This window comes from Streptosporangium longisporum (genome assembly GCF_039534895.1).
GTDB classification, from domain to species: domain Bacteria; phylum Actinomycetota; class Actinomycetes; order Streptosporangiales; family Streptosporangiaceae; genus Streptosporangium; species Streptosporangium longisporum.
This window is the reverse complement of the sequence record NZ_BAAAWD010000019.1, coordinates 66,229-89,024: the sequence shown is the minus strand read 5'-3', so window position 1 is coordinate 89,024 and position 22,796 is coordinate 66,229. Positions and strand designations below refer to the sequence as shown.

The window sequence follows — 22,796 nt, the reverse complement described above, 5'->3', positions numbered from 1 at the left end:
CACTGCTCGACCAGGTAAGGGACAGCCCCCAGATGGGTAGGGTTTTGAGTAGTCGGTCTCGACTGGGAAGGAGGTGACGCCGTGGCAGCTCGCGACGACGCTGAGGCTCGTGCCGCGCAGCGCGAACGGGAGGTCGCCGACCTCACAACACAGGTCTCCTTCTTGCAGGAGGAGATCACGGCGTTGCGCAGGAAGCTGACGGAGTCTCCCCGGCAGGCCAGGATCCTCGAAGAGCGTCTCCATGACGTACAGGCGAACCTCGCGGCCGTGACGGGCCAGAACGAGCGTCTGGTGGCCACCCTCAAGGAGGCCAGGGACCAGATCGTCGCCCTGAAGGAGGAGGTAGACCGGTTGGCGCAACCGCCATCCGGGTTCGGTGTTTTCCTCGAAGCACGAGAAGACGGCACGGTGGAGGTCTTCACCGGTGGCCGCAAACTCAGGGTGAACGTCAGTCCCGCGGTGGAGGCCGAATCGCTGAAGCGTGGCCAGGAGGTCATGCTCAACGAGGCGCTCAACGTGGTGGAGGCCCTCGGGTTCGAGGACCTCGGCGAGATCGTGATGCTCAAGGAACTCCTTGAGGACGGCCAACGCGCGCTGGTGATCTCGCATGCCGACGAGGAGCGGGTGGTGAAGCTCGCCGAGTCGCTGATGGACCAGCCGATCCGGGCGGGCGACTCCCTGCTGCTGGAACCGCGCTCGGGCTACGTCTACGAGCGCATCCCCAAGTCCGAGGTCGAGGAGCTCGTCCTGGAGGAGGTGCCCGACATCTCGTACGAGGAGATCGGCGGGCTGATGCGGCAGATCGAGCAGATCCGGGACGCCATCGAGCTCCCGTACCTGCACGCCGACCTCTTCCGCGAGCACAAGCTCCGCCCGCCCAAGGGCGTGCTGCTCTACGGTCCCCCCGGTTGCGGCAAGACGCTCATCGCCAAGGCCGTCGCCAACTCCCTGGCCAAGCAGGTCGCGGAGAAGACCGGCCAGTCCGGCAAGAGCTTCTTCCTCAACATCAAGGGCCCGGAGCTTCTCAACAAGTACGTCGGCGAGACCGAGCGGCACATCCGCCTGGTCTTCCAGCGGGCTCGCGAGAAGGCCTCCGAGGGCACCCCCGTGATCGTCTTCTTCGACGAGATGGACTCGATCTTCCGTACCCGTGGATCGGGCGTCTCCTCCGACGTCGAGAACACCATCGTCCCGCAGCTGCTGAGCGAGATCGACGGCGTCGAGGGCCTGGAGAACGTCATCGTGATCGGCGCCTCCAACCGCGAGGACATGATCGACCCGGCGATCCTGCGGCCCGGCCGTCTGGACGTCAAGATCAAGATCGAGCGGCCGGACGCCGAGGCGGCCAAGGACATCTTCTCGAAGTACCTCATCGAGGAGCTCCCCCTGCACGCCGAGGACCTGTCCGAGAACGGTGGCGACCGCCGGGAGACCATCTCCGGCATGATCCAGCGGGTCGTCGAGCGGATGTACACCGAGAGCGAGGAGAACCGCTTCCTCGAGGTGACCTACGCCAACGGCGACAAGGAGGTCCTGTACTTCAAGGACTTCAACTCCGGGGCGATGATCCAGAACATCGTCGACCGCGGCAAGAAGATGGCGATCAAGCAGTTCCTGGAGACCGGGCAGAAGGGCCTGCGGATCCAGCATCTGCTGGCCGCCTGCGTGGACGAGTTCTCCGAGAACGAGGACCTGCCCAACACCACCAACCCCGACGACTGGGCCCGCATCTCCGGCAAGAAGGGCGAGCGGATCGTCTACATCCGCACCCTCGTGACGGGCAAGCAGGGCACCGAGGCGGGACGCTCCATCGACACGGTGGCCAACACCGGTCAGTACCTGTAACGGCGCCCCGCCGGTCCGCGCGGACCGGCGGCACCCGCTGCGGACCGGCGGCGCGGTTCCCCTCCCAGGGGAGCCGCGCCGCCGGCGTTCCTGGGCCCGGGATCCTCCATTGTCTGACGCCGTCCTCGTGGCCTTTCACCGTGACCGGCCGGGACGTCACCTCGTTCCCACAGGTCACAGGGGTGTACGGGAACAACCCCCGGTCACAGGGAACCCAGGTGATCGAAAAGCCGTCCAAGTGGCGTGCGTGAACACTGCGGCCCGGCCCCCGGGTGAACGGCACGGCTCCTCGCGAGACGCCCCGGGAAGGCGGCCGTCTCGCCGAACTGGACCTGCTGAGGTTCACCGCCGCGCTGGCGGTGCTCGCCTTCCACTACTTCATCGCCTTCGCCTCGGTGTGGGGCGACCGCCCGGCCGAGCTGTTCCCGGCGATCTCCACGATCTCCGGGCTCGGCATCCTCGGTGTCGAGCTGTTCTTCATGATCAGCGGCTTCGTGATCCTGATGAGCATCTGGGGCAGGAGCCTGGGCGCGTTCGCGCTCTCCCGGCTGGTCCGGCTCTTCCCGGCGTACTGGGTCAGCGTGGCCGTCACCGCCGCGGTCTACGGCCTGACCGCGGCCACGGCCCTGGACCCCAAGCTCAGCGCGGGGGAGTACGGCGTCAACCTGACGATGCTCCAGCGGGCCTTCGGCGTCTACGACGCCAACGGCGTCTACTGGTCGCTGTGGGTGGAGCTCCGCTTCTACCTGCTGATCTCGATCCTGGTGATCGTCGGGGTGACGTTCGCCCGCTGCCTGGTCTTCATGGGCGTCTGGCTGCTGGCGGCCGGGTTCTTCGCCGGGAGCGAGGAGGCCTGGGTCGATCTCGTGATCATGCCCAAGTACGCGGCGTACTTCGTCGGCGGCATGGCGTTCTTCCTGATGACCAGGTTCGGCCCCCGGCTGGTGCTGTGGTGCCTGGCCGGGATCAGCGGCGGCCTGGCCGTCAGCGCGGCGCTCGACCGGGTGGCCGGCCGGGTGGAGAGGGTCGGCTACGCCGCGATGCCGGTGCCCGACTGGGCCGTGGTGGCCACCGTGATCGGCTTCTACGTGCTGATGGCGATGGTGGCGCTGGGCTGGCTGCGGTGGCTGCGCTGGCGCGGCCTGGTCGTCCTGGGCGCGCTCACCTACCCGCTCTACCTGTTCCACACCGCGGCCGCGGTCGTGATCGTCCCGGCCCTGCGGGACACGCTGCCGCCCCCGCTGACCGCGCTGGTCACGGTGCTGGCCGCCGTCGCCTTCTCCTACCTGGTGTACCGGGTGGCCGAGCGGCCCCTGCAGGAGCTCGTCAGGGCCCGCAGGCGCAGGAGAGGTCCGAGCACCCCCGGGACGCCCTCCCCGGCCTCAGGACCGCTCTCCACGATCCCTGCCGCATCGGGCGAAAAGGCTTCGGTGCCATAACTGTCCGACCACCGGGCATAGTGAAGGGTCTAGGGTCGGGAATAGACACCAGGCAGAGAAACAGTCCCTGATGAACAGAGGGTGCGCATGACGGTACGGCGGGTGATGGGCATCGAGACCGAATACGGCATCTCCGTGCCCGGACAGCCGGGGGCCAACGCGATGGTGACCTCCTCTCAGGTCGTGAACGCCTACCTGGCGGCCTCCGCGGCCCGGGTCCGGCGCGCGCGATGGGACTTCGAGGAGGAGAACCCGCTGCGCGACGCGCGCGGGTTCGACCTCGCGCGGGAGGTGGCCGACCAGAGCCAGCTCACCGACGAGGACCTCGGCCTTGCGAACGTGATCCTCACCAACGGGGCCCGGCTGTACGTGGACCACGCCCATCCCGAGTACTCCACGCCCGAGTGCACCAATCCCCGGGCCGCGGTGATCTGGGACAAGGCGGGTGAGCGGGTCATGCACGACGCGGCGGTCCGCGCCTCGGCGATGCCGGCCAACGCCCCCATCCAGCTCTACAAGAACAACACCGACAACAAGGGCGCCTCCTACGGCTGCCATGAGAACTACCTCATGCGCCGGGCCACCTCCTTCGCCGACATCGTCCGGCACCTGACGCCGTTCTTCGTCTCGCGGCAGGTCGTCACCGGCGCGGGCAAGGTCGGCATCGGCCAGGACTCCCGGGGCGAGGGCTTCCAGATCAGCCAGCGCGCCGACTTCTTCGAGGTCGAGGTGGGGCTGGAGACGACCCTCAAGCGGCCGATCATCAACACCCGGGACGAGCCGCACGCCGACCCGGAGAAGTACCGGCGCCTGCACGTCATCATCGGCGACGCCAACATGTCGGAGATCTCGACCTACCTCAAGCTGGGGTCGACCGCGCTCGTCCTGGCGATGATCGAGGACGGCTACTTCACCCGGGACCTCACCGTCGACAACCCGGTGCAGGCGCTGCGGGCGGTCTCGCACGACCCCACGCTCAAGTACGAGATCTCGATGCGCGACGGCCGGAAGCTCACGGCCGTGCAGCTCCAGATGGAGTACCTGGAGCTGGCGCGCAAGTACGCCGAGGAGCGCAGCGTCAACGGCCTGGACGAGCCCACCAAGGACGTCCTGGAGCGCTGGGAGTCGGTCCTCACCCGCCTGGCGGACGACCCGATGCAGCTGGCCGGGGAGCTCGACTGGGTCGCCAAGCTGGAGCTGCTGGAGGGCTACCGCACCCGGGACGGCCTGCCCTGGTCGCACCCGCGCCTGCAGCTCGTCGACCTGCAGTACTCCGACATCCGGCCGGACCGGGGGCTGTACAACCGGCTGGTCGCCCGGGGCCGCATGAAGCGTCTGGTCACCGAGGAGGAGGTGACCCGGGCCATCGAGGTGCCGCCCAATGACACCCGGGCCTACTTCCGGGGCCGCTGCCTGAGTCAGTACAGCGAGTCGGTGGCCGCGGCCTCCTGGGACTCGGTCATCTTCGACATCCCGGGCAGGGAGTCGCTGCAGCGCGTCCCGACGATGGAGCCGCTGCGCGGCACCAAGGCGCACGTGGGCGAGCTGTTCGACCGCTGCCGTACCGCCTCGGAGCTGGTGACGGCGCTGACCGGCGAGCAGTGAGCACCGCCGAGGGGGGAGGTGGCCCGGCCGGGCCACCTCCCCCCTCGGCATGCCGGGCCGCTTTTATCAATAATTAGTGATTTATGCGAGATTGACGGGAGATGGGAAACCGGGATACGTTCCGGGTGTTTTGTGGCGGTGCGAGGGAAACCGGTGAGATTCCGGTACGGTCGCGCCACTGTAACGGTCCTCACGGGCCGCAAGTCAGGTCACTCGGCCGCCACCGACCTACGAAAAGGGACGCGTGATCCCGGAGGAGGTAGCCGTGAGCCAGATTTCGGCTCCGCACACCCAGCCCATTCCCTGGACGTCGCTCACCCGCTGGCTTCTCGCCGTGCCGGTGCTGCTGCTCCTGGCCTACCTGGTCACCTTCGACCAGGGAGCGGTCTCCCAGGCGGGTGACTACCTGCACGAGCTCATGCACGACGGGCGCCACCTGCTCGGCGTACCGTGCCACTGAGCCGCATGTGATCACCAAACTGATCGTCCGGGGACTCGTCGCCGGACTGCTCGCAGGGCTGCTCGCGGCCGTCTTCGCCTACGCCGTGGGCGAGCCGGGCATCGACCGGGCCATCGCGCTGGAGGAGGCGGCCGCGGCCGCCGCCCCGGCCCACGACGGCACGGCCTCCGGGACGCACTCCCACGAGGCCGGCGCCGCCGAGGCCCCCCACTCCCACGGGGAGGAGGCCCTGGTCAGCAGGAACGGGCAGCGGTTCGGCCTGTTCCTGGCCCTGGGCCTGTACGGGACGGCGGTCGGCGGCCTGTTCGCCCTGGTCTACGCGGCCGTACGTGGCCGGGCCGGGCCCCGCTCGGAACCGGCGCTCGCGGTCACCCTCGCGGCCGCCGGGTTCGTCGCGGTGGTCCTCGTCCCCTTCGTGAAGTACCCCGCCAACCCGCCCGCCGTGGGCGATCCGGAGACCATCGGCCAGCGCACCCTGCTCTACCTCATCGCGGTGGCCATCGGCATCCTCGCGGTGGCCGCGGGCATCCTCGCCCACCGGTACGCCGCGGGCGGTGAGCCGTGGGTGCGGTGGCTGGTCGCGGGCGCCGCGGTGCTCGTCCCGGTCGTCGCGGCCTGGGCCCTCCTGCCGGAGATCGCGGAGGTGCCGCGAGGCTTCCCCGCGGACCTGCTCTGGGACTTCCGGATGGCCTCCCTGGGCACCCAGGTGGTCCTCTGGACCGGCGTCGGCGTGCTGTTCGCCTTCGCCGCGCGCAGGCGCAGCCCGGTGTGACGGCCCCCTCGGGGGTCGCTCGCCTGCTGCTGGTCTGCCACGCCTCCACCGTGGCGACCGCACGGGCCGCGTTCCCCCTCGACGAACCGCTCGACGAGCGCGGCCTGCGCCGGGCCCGCGGGCTGGCGGACGAGTTCGTCCCCGGCCCTGCGGCCTGCCCGCCCGAGCTGCGGTGCCTGCAGACGGCGGCGGCGCTCGGCCTGCGGGCCGAGACCGACCCGCTGCTGGCCGACTGCGACCACGGCCGCTGGGCCGGCAGGACGCTCGCCGAGGTCGAGGCCGCCGAACCCGAGGCGCTCGCGTCCTGGCTCGGCGACCCCGCCGCGGCGCCGCACGGAGGTGAGCCGGTCACCGCGCTCCTGGCGAGGGTGGCCGGCTGGCTCGCCGTCCGCACGCCGGGCCGGACGGTGGCGGTCACCCACCCGGCGGTCATCCGCGCCGCCGTGGTGCACGCCCTCGGGGCCCCGGCCCGCGCCTTCTGGCGCGTGGACGTGGCACCGCTGGCCCGGGTGTCGCTCACCGGGCGCGGCGTGCGCTGGCGGCTGACGTACTCCCCGTGACGGCGCTCCCGTGACGGCGTTCTCGCACGACGACCTCCCCGCACGACGACGCAAGGAGATCCCGAAGGTGCCTGACTCCCGTTATCCGTTCACCGCGATCGTGGGGCTGGAGGACCTCAAGCTCGCGCTGATCCTCAACGCCGTCTCCCCGCGGGTCGGGGGCGTGCTGGTCAGGGGGGAGAAGGGCACCGCCAAGTCCACCGTCGTGCGGGCGCTGGCCGCCCTGCTGCCTCCCGTCGAGGTGGTGACCGGCTGCCGCTTCTCCTGCGACCCGGCGGCGCCCGACCCCGGCTGCCCCGACGGGCCGCACGAGGTCCCGTCCGCGGTCCCCTCCGCGGTCCCGTCCGCGCAGGGGGCGCTCCGGCCCGCCCGCCTGGTCGAGCTGCCCGTCGGCGCCTCCGAGGACCGGCTCGTCGGCTCCCTCGACATCGAACGCGTCCTGACCGAGGGCGTGAAGTCCTTCGAACCCGGCCTGCTGGCGGGCGCCCACCGGGGCGTCCTCTACGTCGACGAGGTCAACCTCCTGCACGACCACCTGGTGGACCTGCTCCTCGACGCCGCCGCCCTGGGCACCTGCTACGTCGAGCGCGAGGGCGTGTCGGTCCGGCACGCGGCGCGCTTCCTGCTGGTCGGCACCATGAACCCGGAGGAGGGCGAGCTGCGCCCGCAGCTGCTGGACCGCTTCGGCCTGACCGTGGAGGTCCGCGCCTCGCGGGAGCCGTCCCGGCGGGTCGAGGTGGTACGACGGCGCCTGGCCTACGAGGCCGACCCGGGCGGCTTCGCCGCCACCTGGGCGGACGAGGAACGCGAGCTGGCCGCCCGGATCGCCGAGGCCAGGGCCCGGCTGCCGCGGGTCGTCCTGCCCGACGCGGCGCTGCTGCGGATCGCCACCGTCTGCGCGGAGTTCGAGGTGGACGGCCTGCGGGCCGACCTGGTCACGGCGAGCGCGGCGATCGCGCACGCCGCCTGGCAGGGCCGCACCCGGGTCACCGCCGACGACGTACGGGAGGCCGCCCGGCTCGCGCTCCCGCACCGCCGCCGACGCGACCCCTTCGACGCACCCGGCCTGGACGAGGCGAAACTCCAGGACCTCCTGGACCGCATCCCCGACGACCCCGACGACCCCGACGACCCCGACGACCCCGAAGGACCCGGCGATCCCGACGACCCGGACGGCCGAGGTGGCCCTGACGGCCTCGACGGTCCCGGTGGCGGGGATCCCGGCGACGGCCCCGAGGTCCCCGGGAGCCGGGAGCAGGCCCCGGACGCCTCGGACGCCCGGGACGACCCCGGTGACGCCGGGGCTCCCGGAGAGGCGGACGCCCCGGGCGTACCCGGGCCCCGTGGCGCCGCCGACCCCGCCGACCCCTCAGACCCCGCCGGTCCCGGCGCGGAGCGGGGGGAGCCCGGACCCGGGACCGAGGGCCGGGAGCAGGGCGGGCGTGAGCGGACCTTCGGCGCCGACCCGGGCGGCAGGACCAGGCTGTTCACCGTCCCCGGCGTCGGTGCCGGAGCCCCGGGGCGGCGCTCGCGCGCCAGGACCCCGCTGGGCCGCACCACCGGGGCCAGGGTCCCCGAGGGCCGTACCGGCTCGGTGCACCTGAGGGCGACGGTCGGCGCCGCCGCCCCGCACCAGGCGGCGCGGGGCAGGAGCGGCCCCGGCCTGCTGCTGCGGCGCGGTGACCTCCGGGAGGCGGTCCGCGAGGGCAGGGAGGGCAACCTGGTGCTCTTCGTGGTGGACGCCAGCGGCTCCATGGCCGCCAGGCAGCGCATGCGCGCGGTCAAGACGGCCGTGCTCGGCCTGCTCCTCGACGCCTACCAGCGCCGCGACAAGGTCGGGCTCGTCACCTTCCGCGGTACCCGCGCCGACCTGGTCCTGCCGCCGACCTCCTCGGTCGAGGCGGGGGCGGCCCGGCTGCGCGAGCTGCCCACCGGGGGGCGTACCCCCCTGGCCGCGGGACTGCTGCGGGCGGCCGAGGTGCTGCGCGTCGAGCGGCTGCGCGACCCGTCCCGGCGCCCGCTGCTGGTCCTGGTCACCGACGGCAGGGCGACCTCGGGAAGCGTCGAGGACTCCCGGCGGGCGGCCGGGCTGCTGGCCGGGGTCGCGAGCGTGGTGGTCGACTGCGAGGACGGCCACGTGCGCCTCGGCCTGGCCTCCGCGCTGGCGGCGCGGATGGGCGCCGAGACCGTACGCCTGGACGACCTCACCGACCTGGCCGGAATGATCCGCGAGCGGCGCGGTGCCGCGTGAGGACCGGACCGGCACGACCCACCCCATGTCACCTGCGGGCCACCCGCGGGTCACCCACGGGGGCGGCGACACCGGAACGATCCGTGAGCGGCACCGTGCCGCGTGAGCGAGCGGCACGGTGCCGCGCGAGAACGAGGGGAGGACGAGGATGCCGCAGGGCAGACCCGTCAGCGTGCCCGAGGACGGCCTGACCACCCGGCAGCGCCGCACCCGGCCGCTGCTGATCGTCCACACCGGCCCGGGGAAGGGCAAGTCCACCGCGGCCTTCGGCCTGGCGCTGCGCGCCTGGAACCAGGGCTGGCCGATCGGGGTCTTCCAGTTCGTCAAGTCCGCCAAGTGGCGCATCGGCGAGGAGCGCGCGCTGCGGGTGCTCGGCGACTCCGGGGAGGGCGGGACGGTCTCCTGGCACAAGATGGGCGAGGGCTGGTCCTGGATCCAGCGGCCCGGCAGCGAGGAGGACCACGCCGCCGACGCCCGCGAGGGCTGGGAGCAGATCAAGCGGGACCTCGCTGCCGAGACGTTCCGGCTGTACGTGCTCGACGAGTTCACCTACCCGATGAAGTGGGGCTGGATCGACGTCGACGAGGTCGTCGCCACCCTGCGCGGGCGGCCCGGCGGCCAGCACGTCGTGGTCACCGGCCGCGACGCCGACCCCCGGCTTCTGGAGGCCGCCGACCTGGTGACCGAGATGGGCAAGGTCAAGCACCCGATGGACGCCGGTCAGAAGGGGCAGAAGGGCATCGAATGGTAGCCCGCCTGGTCATCGCGGCCCCCTCCTCCGGGGCGGGCAAGACGACCGTGGCCACCGGGCTGATGGCGGCCTTCGCCCGGCGCGGCACGACGGTCTCCCCGCACAAGGTGGGGCCCGACTACATCGACCCCGGCTACCACTCCCTGGCCACCGGCCGTCCGGGCCGCAACCTCGATCCGTGGCTGGTGGGGGAGGACCTCGTCGCCCCGCTGTTCCTGCACGGCGCCGCCGGGGCCGACCTGGCGATCGTCGAGGGCGTCATGGGCCTGTACGACGGCGCGGGCTCGGGCGAGTTCGCCTCCACCGCGCACGTGGCCCGGCTGCTGGAGGCCCCCGTGGTCCTGGTGGTGGACGCGGCCAGGCAGAGCCGGTCGGTGGCGGCGCTGGTGCACGGGTTCGCCTCCTACGACACCCGGATCAGGCTCGGCGGGGTGATCCTCAACCGGATCGGCTCCGAGCGGCACGAACGCATCTGCCGCGAGGCGCTCGCCGAGAGCGGGGTGCCGGTGCTCGGCGCGATCCGCCGCAGCGACGCGGTGGAGACCCCCTCCCGGCACCTGGGCCTGGTGCCCGCGGCCGAGCGCCGTACCCAGGCCGTCTGGGCCATGGACGCCGTCGCGGACCTCGTCGCGGCCTCCTGCGACCTGGAGGGGCTGCTGCGGCTGGCCCGTACCGCGCCGCCGGTGACGGCCGTGCCCTGGAGCCCGGGGCCGTCCGTCCCGGCCGTCACCAGGATCGCGGTCGCCGGCGGCCAGGCCTTCACGTTCGGGTACACCGAGCAGGCCGAGCTGCTGGCGGCGGCCGGGGCCGAGATCGTCCCCCTCGACCCGCTGGCCGACGAGGCCCTTCCCGAGGGGACCCGCGGGATCGTCATCGGCGGCGGGTTCCCCGAGGTCTACGCGGCCGAGCTGTCGGCCAACGAACCGCTGCGCAGGGAGGTCGGCGCGTTCGACGGGCCGATCTCGGCCGAGTGCGCGGGCCTGCTCTACCTGGCCAGGCGGCTGGACGACCGGCCGATGTGCGGGGTGCTCGACGTCGAGGCCCGGATGACCGGCACCCTGACGCTCGGGTACCGGGACGCGGTGGCCGTCCGGGACTCGGCGCTCACCCGGGACGGCGAACGCTACCGGGGGCACGAGTTCCACCGCACCGCGATCGCGCCTGCCCCCGACCGGCCGCTGTTCCGCTGGCGGGGAGGGGCGGACGGCTTCGCCGACGACCGGGTCACCGCCTCGTACCTGCACCTGCACTGGGCCGGCAGCCCCGACCTGGCCTCCCGGTTCGTCGCCGCCTGCCGCCGCGTCCCGGTCGGCTGACCCCGCCGGCCTCACCGCCTCCCGCGGGGCCCGCCGGTCCGCTGCACCGTGACCCTCGGACGCCCTCGCCCGGCCGGGACGCGGCCGGGCAGGTGTCAGGCTGGTGTCAGGCGGCGGTGAAGCAGCGCACGTCCTCCAGCATCTTGGCCGCCCGCGCGGAGCTCAGCCGGGCCCGGGGGTCCTTGCGCAGCAGCCCGCGCAGCACCGGCTCCAGGGCCCCCGCCCGCTTGGGCGCGCGCGGAGGCTCCCGCAGCGCCGCCACCAGCGCGGCCATCGAGTTCACCGTACGGAACGGGGTCCTGCCCTCGACCGCCATGTACAGGGTCGCGCCGAACGACCACATGTCCGCCTCGCGGGTGCCGCCCCGGCCCTGGAGCGCCTCCGGCGCGATGAACGCCGGGGTGCCGCGCATCGAGCTCGTCGCGGCCCCCTCGGGCGCGGCGAAGCCGAAGTCGGCCAGCACCACCCGGTCGCCGGTCAGCATGATGTTGGCGGGCTTGATGTCACGGTGGATCACCCCGCCGTCGTGCGCGTGCCGCAGCGCCTCCAGCAGGCGGCAGCCCATCGCCGCCACCAGGTCCACCGGGAGCGGGCCCGCCTGCACGAGCGTGTCGTGCAGCGTCAGCGCCTCCAGGAACTCCATGACGATCCAGAGACGGTCGGCCTCCTCGGTGAGGTTGTGCACCGTCACGATGCCCCGGTGGCTCAGCCGAGCCGCCATCCGCGCCTCCCGGACCACGCGCCGCCGCTGTTCCGCGGCGGCGGGTCCTGGAGGCAGGGGTATCTCCTTGAGTGCCACCTCTCGCTCCAGAAGCAGGTCGTATGCGCGCCAGACGACGCCGGTCGCCCCCTGGCCGACGCGGGAGACGAGCTTGTACCTGCGCGCGATGATGGTGCTCACCCGACAATGATCGCAGTTTTCCACCCCCTAGGCCTACCTGGAACGTTCCCAACACGCCTTCCGGCGGCCGTTCCTTGCGGATCCGGCGGGTGAGGGTGGTCACACCAGGCCGATGCCCAGCAGCAATGTACCCGCGCCCAACGCGACACCGCCCGCCGGGACCAGCCAGATCAGCCGGTTCGGCTTGGTGTCCGAGGGGCGGACCACCGACAGGAAGAAGCCGATCGGCATCAGGATCGGCGCGGCCACGATCAGGACCCGGATCAGGTCCTTCATGCCGCCGGACAGGTCCGCCCGGTCGATGTACAGGAGCGCGACGAGCGCGAAGAGCACCAGGACGCCCGCGTGCGCGTGCCCGGCCCGCCACAGCCCGCGGCGGACGGGGTTGTCCATGTAACCGGGGACATCGCGCATGATGTGCGCGAGCAGGGAGACCCCGCCGAAGGCCACGGCGGGAACGGTGATCAGGAGCACTCCGGCGGTGCTCAGCGAAGACGGTGACACGGGGGGTCCTCTCATTGGATAGCGGCGCTGACCAATTATTGGATAGGAGGGCTATCCGGTCAAGGGGGCGGCGGATTTGCCATCAGGTCGGGTGAGGGGGTTCCCTGACGGGCAGGACCTCGGCACGGCCCGTGCGGACCCCGCAAAGATCGCGGGACCATCCGCGCGCAATGTCGCCCGGTTCGGGGAAGATATGAATCAGATGCGTCCCCCAGGTGGAGGTGCCACAGATGGCGAGCAATGACACGGGCGGCCAGAAGCAGACCGGCCGCACCGACAGGGAGGTCGAGGAGACCGCCCCGGCCGAGACCTCCGACGTCCAGGAACGTCACGAGAAGCTCTCGGACGACGTCGACGCGATCCTCGACGAGATCGACGAGGTGCTCGAGGAGAACGCCGAGGAATTCGTCAGGTCGTATGTCCAGAAGGGCGGCCAGTAGGTCCCACATCCAGGTCCCACATCGAGATCCGTCCCACCGGGGCCGGGTGAGGGCGGACCCGTCGTGATCCGCAGGCTCGCCCCGGCCGTGGGCCGAGTTCGGCGAGTGCCGGACCCGGCGGGCGGGTGACGCGCGGCCGTCCCCGCCGGGAGCGTTCTTCACGGCGCTCCACCGCGGTGGCCACCGGTGCCGAGGCCGAGCGGTGAGGGGTCCCTCCGGGAACGGTTCCCGGAGGGAACGAGACCCCGTCCCGCGGCCCCCGCCTCCCGTTCTCCGGTCCCCGGCGGGGCACCCGCGGCCCCGCGTCCCGTACTCCCGCGCCGCCGTCGCGCCGGACGGCGATCTCCGCCCCGGCCCCGTCCGCGCCTTTCCCACGGCCCCTGATCACCGCTCCCGCGCCGCCGTCGTACCGGACGGCCACCCCCGCCCCGGGCCCCGCTCAGGACCCCGCCGGCATCTCTGACCACCGCCGGTGCCGGATTCGTCGTGTCCGTCCGCACCCGTCCGCGTCCGCTCCGCGGGGCGGTGGACCCCGCCGTGGCGAGGCCGGTCACCCGTGAAGATTCAAAAGCCGGGCACCGGTAGGTGGTTCGCGCTGAGCTGATCCAGGGAAGTGCAAGCAGCACGGCAAGATGAGTAAGGTCGGGCCTTAAAGGACTGCACCTTTGGAGGGAGTCGCGTGGGATCGCACAGGGACCTGCCCGCCGGCATGGTGAATCATATCTTTACCGACACCGGGAGCTCCTCGTTCACCGAGTTCGTCAGGTCCCACTCGCCGGACTTGTTGCCTGGCCGTAACGAGACGCTGGCGACCCCGGTGGGTGACCAGATTCCGCATGCCACCACGATCGTCGCGGCGATGTGCGCCGGCGGCGTGGTGATCGCCGGAGACCGCCGGGCGACCTCCGGCAACATCATCTCCCAGCGCGACATGGAGAAGGTGTTCCGTACCGACGACCACTCGGCCATGGGCATCGCCGGGGCGGCGAGCACCGGGATCGAGCTGGCCCGCCTCTACCGGGTGGAGCTGGAGCACTACGAGAAGCGCGAGGGCCGCACGCTCTCGGTGACGGGCAAGGCCAACCGGCTCGCCACGATGATCCGCGGCAACCTGCCGATGGCCATGCAGGGACTCGTCGTGGTGCCGCTGTTCGCCGCGTACGACCCCGACATCGACGGTGGCCGGATCTTCGGCTACGACGTGGGCGGCGGTCCGTACGAGCAGCACCACCACCACGCGATCGGGTCCGGCTCGATCTTCGCGCGCGGGGCCTTGAAGAAGCTCTACCGGGAGGGCGCCTCGCCCGAGGACACCGTCCTGACCCTGGTCCACGCCCTCTACGACGCCGCCGACGACGACTCGGCCACCGGCGGCCCCGACGTGATCCGCAGGATCTGGCCCGTCATGGCGGTGATCACGGCCGACGGGTACCGCCGGCTCCCCGACGAGGAGGTCGCCGAGTACGTCCGGATCGTGGTGGACTCCCGGACGAACTCCCCCGACGGCCCCACCGCCCCGCTGCGCTAACACGAGAGGATCACCCCAGGTGTCCATGCCTTTTGGATATGTCTCGCCCGAGCAGCAGATGCGGGACAAGGCGGACTACGCGCGTAAGGGGATCGCGCGGGGCCGCAGCGTCGTCGTCCTGCAGTACGAGGACGGCATCCTGTTCGTCGCGCCCAACCCTTCCCGTGCCCTGCACAAGATCAGCGAGATCTACGACAAGATCGGTTTCGCCGCGGTCGGCCGCTACAACGAGTTCGAGGCGCTGCGTCTCGGCGGCATCCGCTACGCCGACATCAACGGCTACACCTACGCCCGCGACGACGTCACCGCCCGCGGCCTGGCCAACCTCTACGCGCAGAACCTCGGCCAGATCTTCACCGAGTCGCCGAAGCCGTTCGAGGTGGAGATCGTGGTCGCCGAGGTCGGCGACTCCGCCGACGAGGACCACATCTACCGGCTGACCTTCGACGGCTCGGTCTTCGACGAGGCGGGCCTGGTCGCCATGGGCGGTCAGGCCGAGGCGGTGGCGGGACGGCTCAAGGAGCAGTACCGCGACGGCCTGTCGCTGGGCGAGGCGCTGGAGGCCGCGCTGTTCGCGCTGACCGAGCCGGGCGGCGAGCGTTTCCCGGCCGCCCAGCTCGAGGTGGCGGTGCTCGACCGCAACCGGCCGCACCGCAAGTTCCTGAGGCTCAACGGGCCGAGGCTGGAGCGCCTGCTGGCCGCCGGTGCCCCCGCCGCCGAGTCGGCCGCCCAGGCGGTCAGGGACGAGCAGGCGCGAAACCCCCTCACCGCCCCCGAGACGCCCGGTACCCCGCCGACCGCCCCCGAGGGTGACATCGACACCGGATCGAGCGGCTGACCCCGACGCGCACGCACCGGCCGCCGGCCCCGTACGGGGCCGGCGGCCGGTTCTCGTACGCCCCGACGCCGACGATCCGGACACCAGGCACGTTCGCGCTTAGCAGGTCATCAGCCTGGGCATAAGCCGTACGACCGAAAACCCCATGATCCCTCCCACGAGAGGGGTTCGGCGAATAGTGTGAGGCAATGGATCGTCGCATCTTCGGGCTTGAGAACGAGTACGGCGTCACCTGCACGTTCAGGGGACAGCGGCGGCTGTCACCCGACGAGGTAGCGCGATATCTATTCCGCCGTGTCGTCTCCTGGGGCCGATCGAGCAACGTCTTCCTCCGCAACGGCGCCCGCCTCTACCTCGACGTGGGGAGCCACCCCGAGTACGCCACCCCCGAGTGCGACAACGTCGTGGAGCTCGTCACCCACGACAAGGCGGGGGAGCGCATCCTGGAGGGTCTGCTCGTCGACGCCGAGAAGCGTCTCCGCGAGGAGGGCATCGCCGGCGACATCTACCTGTTCAAGAACAACACCGACTCCGCGGGCAACTCATACGGCTGCCACGAGAACTACCTGGTCGGCAGGCACGGCGAGTTCGGCCGCCTGGCCGACGTGCTGATCCCCTTCCTGGTCACCCGGCAGATCGTCTGCGGCGCCGGCAAGGTGCTGCAGACGCCCAGGGGAGCGGTCTACTGCGTCTCCCAGCGGGCCGAGCACATCTGGGAGGGCGTCTCCAGCGCCACCACCCGGTCGCGCCCGATCATCAACACCCGCGACGAGCCGCACGCCGACGCCGAGCGGTTCCGCCGCCTGCACGTCATCGTCGGCGACTCCAACATGAGCGAGACGACCACGCTGCTCAAGGTCGGCGCGACCGACCTGGTGCTGCGCATGATCGAGGCGGGCACCGTGATGCGCGACCTCTCCCTGGAGAACCCGATCCGGGCCATCCGCGAGGTCTCCCACGACATGACCGGCAGGCGGCGGGTGCGGCTGGCCAACGGCAGGGAGGCGTCCTCGCTGGAGATCCAGGAGGAGTACCTCTCCAAGGCCCGCGACTTCGTGGACCGCCGCGGCGGCGACGAGCTCAGCCACCGGGTGCTGGAGCTGTGGGAGCGCACGCTCAACGCGGTCGAGACCGGTGACCTGGACAAGGTCGCCCGCGAGATCGACTGGGTCACCAAGTACCAGCTGATCGAGCGCTACCGCAGGAAGTACGACCTGCCGCTCTCCAGCCCCAGGGTCGCCCAGCTCGACCTGGCCTACCACGACGTGCACCGCCGTCGCGGCCTGTTCTACCTGCTGCAGAAGCGCGGCGCGGTGGAGCGGGTGGCCTCCGACCTGAAGATCTTCGAGGCCAAGTCGGTGCCGCCGCAGACCACCCGCGCGCGGCTGCGCGGGGAGTTCATCCGCAGGGCCCAGGAGAAGCGCCGCGACTTCACCGTCGACTGGGTGCACCTGAAGCTCAACGACCAGGCGCAGCGCACCGTGCTCTGCAAGGACCCCTTCCGCAGCGTCGACGAGCGGGTGGACAAGCTCATCGCCGGCATGTGACGGACGCCGGGCCGCGGGACCCTGCACACGGGGCCGGGCCCGCCGGCCGTCCGCGCGTACGGACACCGGGCCCGCCGCCCCTGCACGGGTGGCGGGCCCGTCGGGTGCCCGCGCCCGCCGGTCGTCCGTGCCCGCCGGTCGTCCACGGATGCCGGTCGTCCGCGCTCGTCGGTGTCCGCGGCCGCCGGTCGTCTGCGGATGCAGGTCGTCCGCGGGTGCCGGGAGGCCGGATCCGATGATCGTCCGCATGCGGACGGGGACCGGCCGCGATGAATGTTTCACGGGCGGCGGGCGGCCTTGCGTCGATCGTCGGCATGTCATGGTCACGCTTCGGCAAGCTCGACCCGGTCTTACCCTCTCCGTACACCGGGACGGGTAGTGTGGCGCAAACCTGACGTCTGCTTGAGGGATACCTATGCGCCGCCGCAGTATGGCCGTACTGGCCGCAGTGCCTCTGATGTTCGCCGCAGCATGCGGGTCCGGAGGGGACGCCGCCACCAGCACCACCGGTGCCTCCAGCTCCGCGAGCTCCGCGAGCAGCGGTGGGGTCGCCGAGCTGCAGGTCACCGGAGCGGCCGGGGCGAAGCCGACCGTGGCCTTCCCGTCCAAGGTCGTCGAGAGCTCCTCCTTCAAGGTGCTCACCCCCGGCACGGCCGGTGAGCCGGTGAAGCCCGGCGGCAGCGTCGTGGCCAACTTCACCGTCTTCACCTGGGACGGCAAGGAGAACAAGCTCGCGGGCTCGACCTACGACGAGGGTGGCCCGCAGGTCATCACGCTCAACGAGCAGGTCCCCGAGATCCTCCGCAAGGGCTTCGCCGAGACCAAGGGCGGCGGCAGGTTCCTGTCCGTCGTCGGCAAGGACGCCCTGCCCAAGGAGCAGCAGGCGCAGGCCCCGCCGGGACAGTCGCAGGTCTTCGTGGTCGACGTGGTCGGCGTTCCCGCCGAGAAGACCGCCAAGGGCACCGCGAGCGACCCCGGCCTCAAGGGCGTCAAGGTGGAGAGCCCGGGCGGCGACGCCGCGCCGAAGCTCACCACCAAGACCAAGGAGAAGGCTCCCAAGGATCTCGTCGTCAAGACGGTGATCAAGGGCACCGGCCCCGCGGTCAAGTCCGGCCAGTCGATCCTGGTCCAGTACGCGGGCAAGATCTGGGGCTCGGACGTCGAGTTCGACAGCAGCTGGTCCCGCGGCGCTCAGCCGATCATGTTCCAGATCGGCACCGGCAAGGTCATCAAGGGCTGGGACCAGGGTCTGGTCGGCGTCCCGGTCGGCAGCCGGGTGCTGCTGAGCATCCCGCCGGACCTCGGCTACGGCAAGGCCGGCTCCGGCGAGAAGATCAAGGGCACCGACACCCTGGTCTTCCTGGTCGACGTGGTGGCCGCCTACTAGAGCCCCGAAGAACCCCCGGGAGCCCTGAGGAGTTCTCAGGCCCCGGGGAGCCCCGGGAGAGCCCGCAGGGATCTTCCGCCCCTTTCTCCGGCGTATCCCGCCGGATCCCTCCGCGACGTGTCCACCGTGACCGGGCCCGATCGGGCCCGGTCACGCGGCCGTTGCCGCACCCGTCACCCCCGCACGCTTCACCCTCGCGCCCGTCACCCCGCACCGGTCACCCCGTGCGGTTCCCGCGTCGCCCCGCACCGCGTCGTCCCGTACCGCGTCGCCCCTTACCGCGTCGTCCCGTACCGCGGTGCCTCCCGCCCGCGGTATCCCCGTCTCCCCGTCTCCCCGTCCCCCCGCCTTCCAGGCGCGCCTTCGCGCGGAAGCGGAGGCGGAAGCGGACGTCCCGGCCGCCGTCCGGCCCCGCGGGCCTAGAATCCGGCTGTGAGCGACGACCTCGACACGGTGGCGGTACTCCACGACCCGGTGCGCCGGGCCGTCTACGACTACGTCGCCTCCCTGGGCCGGGACGTGGGAAGGAACGAGGCGGCCGAGGCGGTGGGGGTGCAGCGGACCCTGGCCGCGTTCCACCTCGACAGGCTCGTCGAGGCGGGCCTGCTGGAGGCCGGGTTCCGGCGGCTGACCGAGCGGACCGGCCCGGGCAGCGGCCGGCCCGCGAAGGTCTACCGCAGGGCGCCGGGGGAGTGGCAGGTCAGCGTGCCGGCCCGCGACTACCGCACGCTCGCCCTGGTGCTGGCCGAGGCGATCGAGGAACTCGGCGAGGACGAGCGGGCCGAACGCGCCGCCCGCCGGGCCGGGGCCGGGCTCGCCCTGGAGGGGGAGGACCTGCCCGGGGTGCTGCGCCGGCGCGGTTACCAGCCCTACGAGGAGGACGGGCAGGTCCGGCTGCGCAACTGCCCGTTCCACCTGCTCGCCGAGGAGCACCCGCTGCTGGTCTGCTCGGTCAACCTGGAGCTCTGCCGGGGCATGCTGGAGTCGCTCGGCCAGGACGCCTCCGCGGCCCGGCTGGACCCGCGCCCGGGGGAGTGCTGCGTCGCCTTTTCTAAAAACAATGAAGATTGACATAGAGGGATGGCGGGTGGTGTGCTGTGTCCATGCACCTGGCACAGCTCAACGTCGCCCACATGCGCGCGCCCAAGGACTCCCCGGAACTGGCCTCCTTCATGGCCGGCCTCGAACCGCTCAATCAGCTCGCCGAGGCCTCGCCCGGCTTCGTCTGGCGGCTCAAGGGCGGTGAGGGCCCCGAGGACACGGTCGAGCACCTCTACGGCGACCACCTGCTGATCAACTTCTCGGTCTGGGAGTCGCGCGACACGCTGTGGAACTACATCTACCGCACCGTCCACCTGGAGTTCCTGCAGCGGCGCAGGGAGTGGTTCCTGCACATGGCCGAGGCGTACTCGGTGATGTGGTGGGTCCCGGCCGGGTACGAGCCGACCCTGGACGAGGGCATGGAGCGCCTGGCGCTCCTGAGGGCCGAGGGCCCCACGCCCTCGGCCTTCACCTTCAAGAACTTCTACGACCCCGAGGACAGCAGCGAGGCGGCCAGCCTCCCGGCCGCGGCCGAGGCCAGGAAGTAGGCCAGGTCCTCGTCCAGGCCACGGCCCATCGTCGACAGCCGGACCGGGGAGCCGCGCAGCGCCTCCACCAGCCCGTCCACCGGCACCTCCACCAGCTCGTGCCGGGCGCCGAGCGGGCGTGACTGCTCGGCCACCCGCCTGCCGAAGTCGCCCGGCAGCACCGGGACGGCCACCTTGGCCGGTGCCAGCGCCACCCGGCCGTAGGCGGTCAGCGAGTGGTGCGAGACCCCGATGTGGCGCTCGCGCAGGTCGCCCTCGCTGACCCGCAGCGCCGCCACCGGCCGGCCGCCCAGCACGGCGGCCGCGTTGATCGCCTCACCGGCCGAGACGCCCGAGAAGCCCCACCGGGTGCCGCCGCCCAGGTTGCCCGGCCCCTGGGTGACGATCGCGACCTCGGCCCCCAGCACGTGCCGGGCCGCCAGCAGGCCGGTGTGCGGCGTCACCGCCTCCACGTCGCCGCCGAAGGACTGCCCCGCCGTCACCACCCCGCACAGCCAGCCCGTCTGCCGCAGCCGCGCGGACGACATGGAGAACCAGGCGGGCAGCGCCCCCCCGTCCAGCATCACGTAGGCCACCCTGGGCGGCCGGCCGGACGACCGGTGCCCGCCCTCCCCTTCCGCCCCGCCCTCCCCGGCCTCGGCCGGCCGGTCCGGCGCGCCCGGGGGGGTGGTGCCGTACAGGCCGCAGAGGATCGCCGGCAGGGCCGAGTGCAGGTCGGCGACGATCACCGGCATGCCGTCCACGGAGTCGGCGTCGCGCAACACGTCGTGAAACGGCGAGTCCTGCTCGTCGGCGCCGAGCACGGTGGCCTGCAGCGGGGTGTAACGTGCCTTTACCAGGTGTCCGGGACCGCGCGGATCTTGTGGCAAACGGTCGGGAACCGCCACCACCATGGCGTAGCCTCCCGTACCGAGCCCCATGGCGAGCGCGGTCGTGTTGAGCAGCACCGCGTCACCGGGTTCCGGACGTCCCACCAGGGCCGGATAGGCGAGAGCGCGCGCCTGGCCGTCCTCGGTGGTCACGTCGAGCTCCATGGCCCCCGGCCACTCGCGCCGGACCCGCACGACCTCGCCCCTGCGCCATCTGATCACGGGGGAAGGGTAGCGTCACCCCGAACAGGAAGGAGGCCGGATGTCGCGCCGGAAGACCGAGCGGCTGCTCAATCTCGTGATCTGCCTGCTGGCCACGCGGCGGCCGCTCAGCGCCGAGCACATCCGCCAGGCGGTGCCGGGCTACGACGCCGACAACGACGAGGCCTTCCAGCGGATGTTCGAGCGGGACAAGAACGAGCTGCGCGAGATCGGCATCCCCATCGAGGTCCACAAGGACCCCTGGGAGGAGGATCCGGGCTACCGGATCGTCCGGCAGGCCTACGAACTGCCCGAGATCACCCTGGAGCCGGACGAGGCGGCCGTGGTCGGCCTGGCGGCCCAGGTCTGGCAGCGCGCCAGCCTGGCCGAGGCGGCCAGCGGGGCGCTGCTGAAGCTGCGCGCCGGGGGCGTGCAGACCGACGAGGCCCACGGCGTGCTGGGCGGGGCGCTGGAGCTGCGCGTCGACACCCGCGACCCGTCCTTCCCGGCCCTGTGGGAGGCCGTACGCGACCGGCGCGTGGTCCGCTTCGCCTACCGGGCGGCGGCCAGCCAGAACGTGCTGACCCGCACGGTCGAGCCGTGGGGCGTGGTCAGCCGCCGGGGCCGCTGGTACATGGTCGGCCACGACCGCGACCGCGACGCGCCCCGCGTCTTCCGGCTCAGCCGGATCAGCGGCACGGTCACCACCGTCGGCCGCCCCGGCGCCGTGGTGGTGCCCGAGGGCGTCGACATCACGTCCATGGTCGGCTACCGCGACGCCGCCGTGCAGGAGCGCACCGCCGCCGTCCGGGTCAGGCGCGACACCTGCCAGGGATTGCGCCAGGTGGCCAAGAGCGTACGGCCCGCCGACGACGAGTGGGACGAGCTGGAGGTCGACTTCACCGACCCCGAGCGGCTGGCCGGCTGGATCGTGGGCTTCGCCGACGACGCCGAGGTGCTCGGCCCGCCGGACGCCCGCGACGCGGTGATCTGCCGCCTGAAGGGAGCGCTCGCGTGAGCACCGCCGACCGTCTGCCCAGGCTGCTGGCCCTGGTGCCCTACCTGATGTCGCACCCCGGGGCCCAGGTGCCCGAGGTGGCGAAGATCTTCGGGCTGACCGAGAAGCAGCTCATCGACGACCTGCAGCTGGTCTGGATGTGCGGGCTGCCCGGCCACACCCCCGGCGACCTGATCGACGTCTCCTGGGACGGCGGGGAGATCGTCATCGACAACGCCGAGACCATCGCCCGGCCGCTCCGGCTGGGCGTGGACGAGGCCAGTGCCCTGCTGGTGGCGCTGCGGCTGCTCGCCGAGATGCCGGAGTTCGGGCAGCGGGACGCGCTGGCCCGGGTCATCGCCAAGTTCGAGCAGGCCTCGGGCGAGGGCGCGGCCGCGGTCAGCAGCCAGGTCGCGGTGGAGGTGGACGCCGCCCCGGACGCGCTGCCGGTCGTCAACGAGGCGCTGCGCCGCGGCAGACGCCTGTCGCTGCGCTACTACGTGCCCGGTCGCGACGAGATCACCCCGCGCGACGTCGACCCGATGCGCCTGGTCGTGGTGGACGGGCGGACCTACCTGTCGGGCTGGTGCTACCGGGTCGAGGCGGTCCGGCTGTTCCGGCTGGACCGGATGCTCTCGGTCGACCTGCTCGACGTGCCCGCCGACCCGCCCGAGGGGGCCGTGCCCGACGAGGTGACGCCGGGGGTGTTCCGGCCCTCGCCGACCGACGAGCTGGTGGAGCTGGAGCTGACCGCCGTCGGCCGCTGGGTCGCCGAGTACTACCCCTGCGAGAGCGTCGAGGAGCTCGGTGAGGGCCGCGTCCGGGTGGCCCTGCGCGCCAGGGACCACGGCTGGCTGGTACGCCTCGCGCTGCGCCTGGGCGACAGCGGCAGGGTGGTCTCGCCCGCCTCGCTGGACGAGAGCGTGCGCGCCGCCGCGAGGGCCGCGCTGAATCGTTATGAGTCGGTCTCCTGACATGCGACGACAGGGACTCCTC

At 72.2% G+C, this 22,796-nt stretch carries 21 protein-coding genes and 1 riboswitch; of the genes, 18 read left to right on the top strand and 3 right to left on the bottom strand.

Annotation, left to right across the window (positions count from 1 at the left end):
- Positions 1 to 81 precede the first annotated feature (81 nt).
- The 9 genes from arc (at position 82) to ABD832_RS32320 (ending at position 10,999) form a co-directional block, all read left to right on the top strand.
- Positions 82 to 1,845 carry a proteasome ATPase gene (gene arc / locus ABD832_RS32360; protein ID WP_344903040.1) on the top strand — a complete coding sequence of 588 codons (1,764 nt, stop codon included), beginning with the start codon at positions 82 to 84 and terminating at the stop codon, positions 1,843 to 1,845.
- 272 nt (positions 1,846 to 2,117) lie between these two features.
- Complete coding sequence (locus ABD832_RS32355; RefSeq protein ID WP_344903037.1) at positions 2,118 to 3,284, top strand: acyltransferase family protein; 1,167 nt, start codon at positions 2,118 to 2,120, stop codon at positions 3,282 to 3,284.
- Between the two features lie 87 nt (positions 3,285 to 3,371).
- The gene (gene dop / locus ABD832_RS32350) at positions 3,372 to 4,889 is read left to right on the top strand and encodes a depupylase/deamidase Dop (RefSeq protein ID WP_344903034.1); all 1,518 of its coding nucleotides are present in this window, start codon (positions 3,372 to 3,374) and stop codon (positions 4,887 to 4,889) included.
- Positions 4,890 to 5,008: 119 nt separating this feature from the next.
- Positions 5,009 to 5,125, top strand: a riboswitch (cobalamin riboswitch).
- A gap of 29 nt (positions 5,126 to 5,154) precedes the next feature.
- On the top strand, positions 5,155 to 5,349 hold the full coding sequence (locus ABD832_RS32345; protein WP_344903031.1) for a CbtB domain-containing protein: 195 nt from the start codon (positions 5,155 to 5,157) through the stop codon (positions 5,347 to 5,349).
- Between the two features lie 7 nt (positions 5,350 to 5,356).
- A complete protein-coding gene (locus ABD832_RS32340; protein WP_344903029.1) occupies positions 5,357 to 6,121 on the top strand; it encodes a CbtA family protein in 765 nt (254 codons plus the stop codon).
- On the top strand, positions 6,118 to 6,681 hold the full coding sequence (locus tag ABD832_RS32335) for a histidine phosphatase family protein (protein ID WP_344903027.1): 564 nt from the start codon (positions 6,118 to 6,120) through the stop codon (positions 6,679 to 6,681). Before ABD832_RS32340 ends, ABD832_RS32335 begins: the two co-directional genes overlap by 4 nt.
- Before the next feature lie 67 nt (positions 6,682 to 6,748).
- A complete protein-coding gene (locus ABD832_RS32330; RefSeq protein ID WP_344903024.1) occupies positions 6,749 to 8,932 on the top strand; it encodes a VWA domain-containing protein in 2,184 nt (727 codons plus the stop codon).
- A gap of 148 nt (positions 8,933 to 9,080) precedes the next feature.
- On the top strand, positions 9,081 to 9,683 hold the full coding sequence (cobO, locus tag ABD832_RS32325; RefSeq protein ID WP_344903022.1) for a cob(I)yrinic acid a,c-diamide adenosyltransferase: 603 nt from the start codon (positions 9,081 to 9,083) through the stop codon (positions 9,681 to 9,683).
- Complete coding sequence (locus tag ABD832_RS32320; protein ID WP_344903019.1) at positions 9,677 to 10,999, top strand: cobyrinic acid a,c-diamide synthase CobB; 1,323 nt, start codon at positions 9,677 to 9,679, stop codon at positions 10,997 to 10,999. The genes cobO and ABD832_RS32320 overlap by 7 nt, the downstream gene beginning before the upstream one ends.
- 106 nt (positions 11,000 to 11,105) lie before the next feature.
- Here the strand turns inward: ABD832_RS32320 and ABD832_RS32315 are convergent, their stop codons facing one another.
- Together ABD832_RS32315 and ABD832_RS32310 are read right to left on the bottom strand one after the other, a co-directional pair.
- Positions 11,106 to 11,900: a serine/threonine-protein kinase gene (locus ABD832_RS32315; RefSeq protein WP_344903016.1), complete on the bottom strand. Its 795-nt coding sequence runs from the start codon at positions 11,898 to 11,900 to the stop codon at positions 11,106 to 11,108.
- A gap of 99 nt (positions 11,901 to 11,999) precedes the next feature.
- On the bottom strand, positions 12,000 to 12,404 hold the full coding sequence (locus ABD832_RS32310; protein ID WP_344903014.1) for a hypothetical protein: 405 nt from the start codon (positions 12,402 to 12,404) through the stop codon (positions 12,000 to 12,002).
- 230 nt (positions 12,405 to 12,634) lie between these two features.
- Here ABD832_RS32310 and ABD832_RS32305 point away from each other — a divergent pair, with 230 nt between their 5' ends.
- The 7 genes from ABD832_RS32305 to ABD832_RS32275 all read left to right on the top strand — a co-directional run bounded on the left by ABD832_RS32305 (position 12,635) and on the right by ABD832_RS32275 (position 19,733).
- Complete coding sequence (locus ABD832_RS32305) at positions 12,635 to 12,844, top strand: ubiquitin-like protein Pup (protein ID WP_344903011.1); 210 nt, start codon at positions 12,635 to 12,637, stop codon at positions 12,842 to 12,844.
- A 709-nt stretch (positions 12,845 to 13,553) separates the two neighbouring features.
- The gene (prcB, locus tag ABD832_RS32300; RefSeq protein WP_344903008.1) at positions 13,554 to 14,372 is read left to right on the top strand and encodes a proteasome subunit beta; all 819 of its coding nucleotides are present in this window, start codon (positions 13,554 to 13,556) and stop codon (positions 14,370 to 14,372) included.
- A gap of 25 nt (positions 14,373 to 14,397) precedes the next feature.
- Positions 14,398 to 15,210: a proteasome subunit alpha gene (gene prcA / locus ABD832_RS32295; protein WP_344903006.1), complete on the top strand. Its 813-nt coding sequence runs from the start codon at positions 14,398 to 14,400 to the stop codon at positions 15,208 to 15,210.
- A 188-nt stretch (positions 15,211 to 15,398) separates the two neighbouring features.
- Entirely contained in the window at positions 15,399 to 16,757 is a 1,359-nt protein-coding gene (gene pafA / locus ABD832_RS32290; protein ID WP_344903003.1) for a Pup--protein ligase, read from the top strand.
- A gap of 457 nt (positions 16,758 to 17,214) precedes the next feature.
- Positions 17,215 to 18,144, top strand: a complete 930-nt coding sequence (locus tag ABD832_RS32285) for an FKBP-type peptidyl-prolyl cis-trans isomerase (protein ID WP_344903000.1) — start codon at positions 17,215 to 17,217, stop codon at positions 18,142 to 18,144.
- 432 nt (positions 18,145 to 18,576) lie between these two features.
- The gene (locus ABD832_RS32280) at positions 18,577 to 19,215 is read left to right on the top strand and encodes a helix-turn-helix transcriptional regulator (RefSeq protein ID WP_344902997.1); all 639 of its coding nucleotides are present in this window, start codon (positions 18,577 to 18,579) and stop codon (positions 19,213 to 19,215) included.
- A gap of 32 nt (positions 19,216 to 19,247) precedes the next feature.
- Positions 19,248 to 19,733: a DUF3291 domain-containing protein gene (locus tag ABD832_RS32275; protein WP_344902995.1), complete on the top strand. Its 486-nt coding sequence runs from the start codon at positions 19,248 to 19,250 to the stop codon at positions 19,731 to 19,733.
- Here the strand turns inward: ABD832_RS32275 and ABD832_RS32270 are convergent.
- Positions 19,670 to 20,824, bottom strand: coding sequence for a DUF3866 family protein (locus ABD832_RS32270; protein WP_344902993.1), 1,155 nt, complete (start codon positions 20,822 to 20,824; stop codon positions 19,670 to 19,672). The genes ABD832_RS32275 and ABD832_RS32270 overlap by 64 nt on opposite strands.
- Positions 20,825 to 20,864: 40 nt before the next feature.
- Here ABD832_RS32270 and ABD832_RS32265 point away from each other — a divergent pair, with 40 nt between their 5' ends.
- Positions 20,865 to 21,821, top strand: a complete 957-nt coding sequence (locus tag ABD832_RS32265; protein WP_344902991.1) for a helix-turn-helix transcriptional regulator — start codon at positions 20,865 to 20,867, stop codon at positions 21,819 to 21,821.
- Entirely contained in the window at positions 21,818 to 22,774 is a 957-nt protein-coding gene (locus ABD832_RS32260; protein ID WP_344902988.1) for a helix-turn-helix transcriptional regulator, read from the top strand. Before ABD832_RS32265 ends, ABD832_RS32260 begins: the two co-directional genes overlap by 4 nt.
- The last annotated feature ends 22 nt before the right edge of the window (positions 22,775 to 22,796 follow it).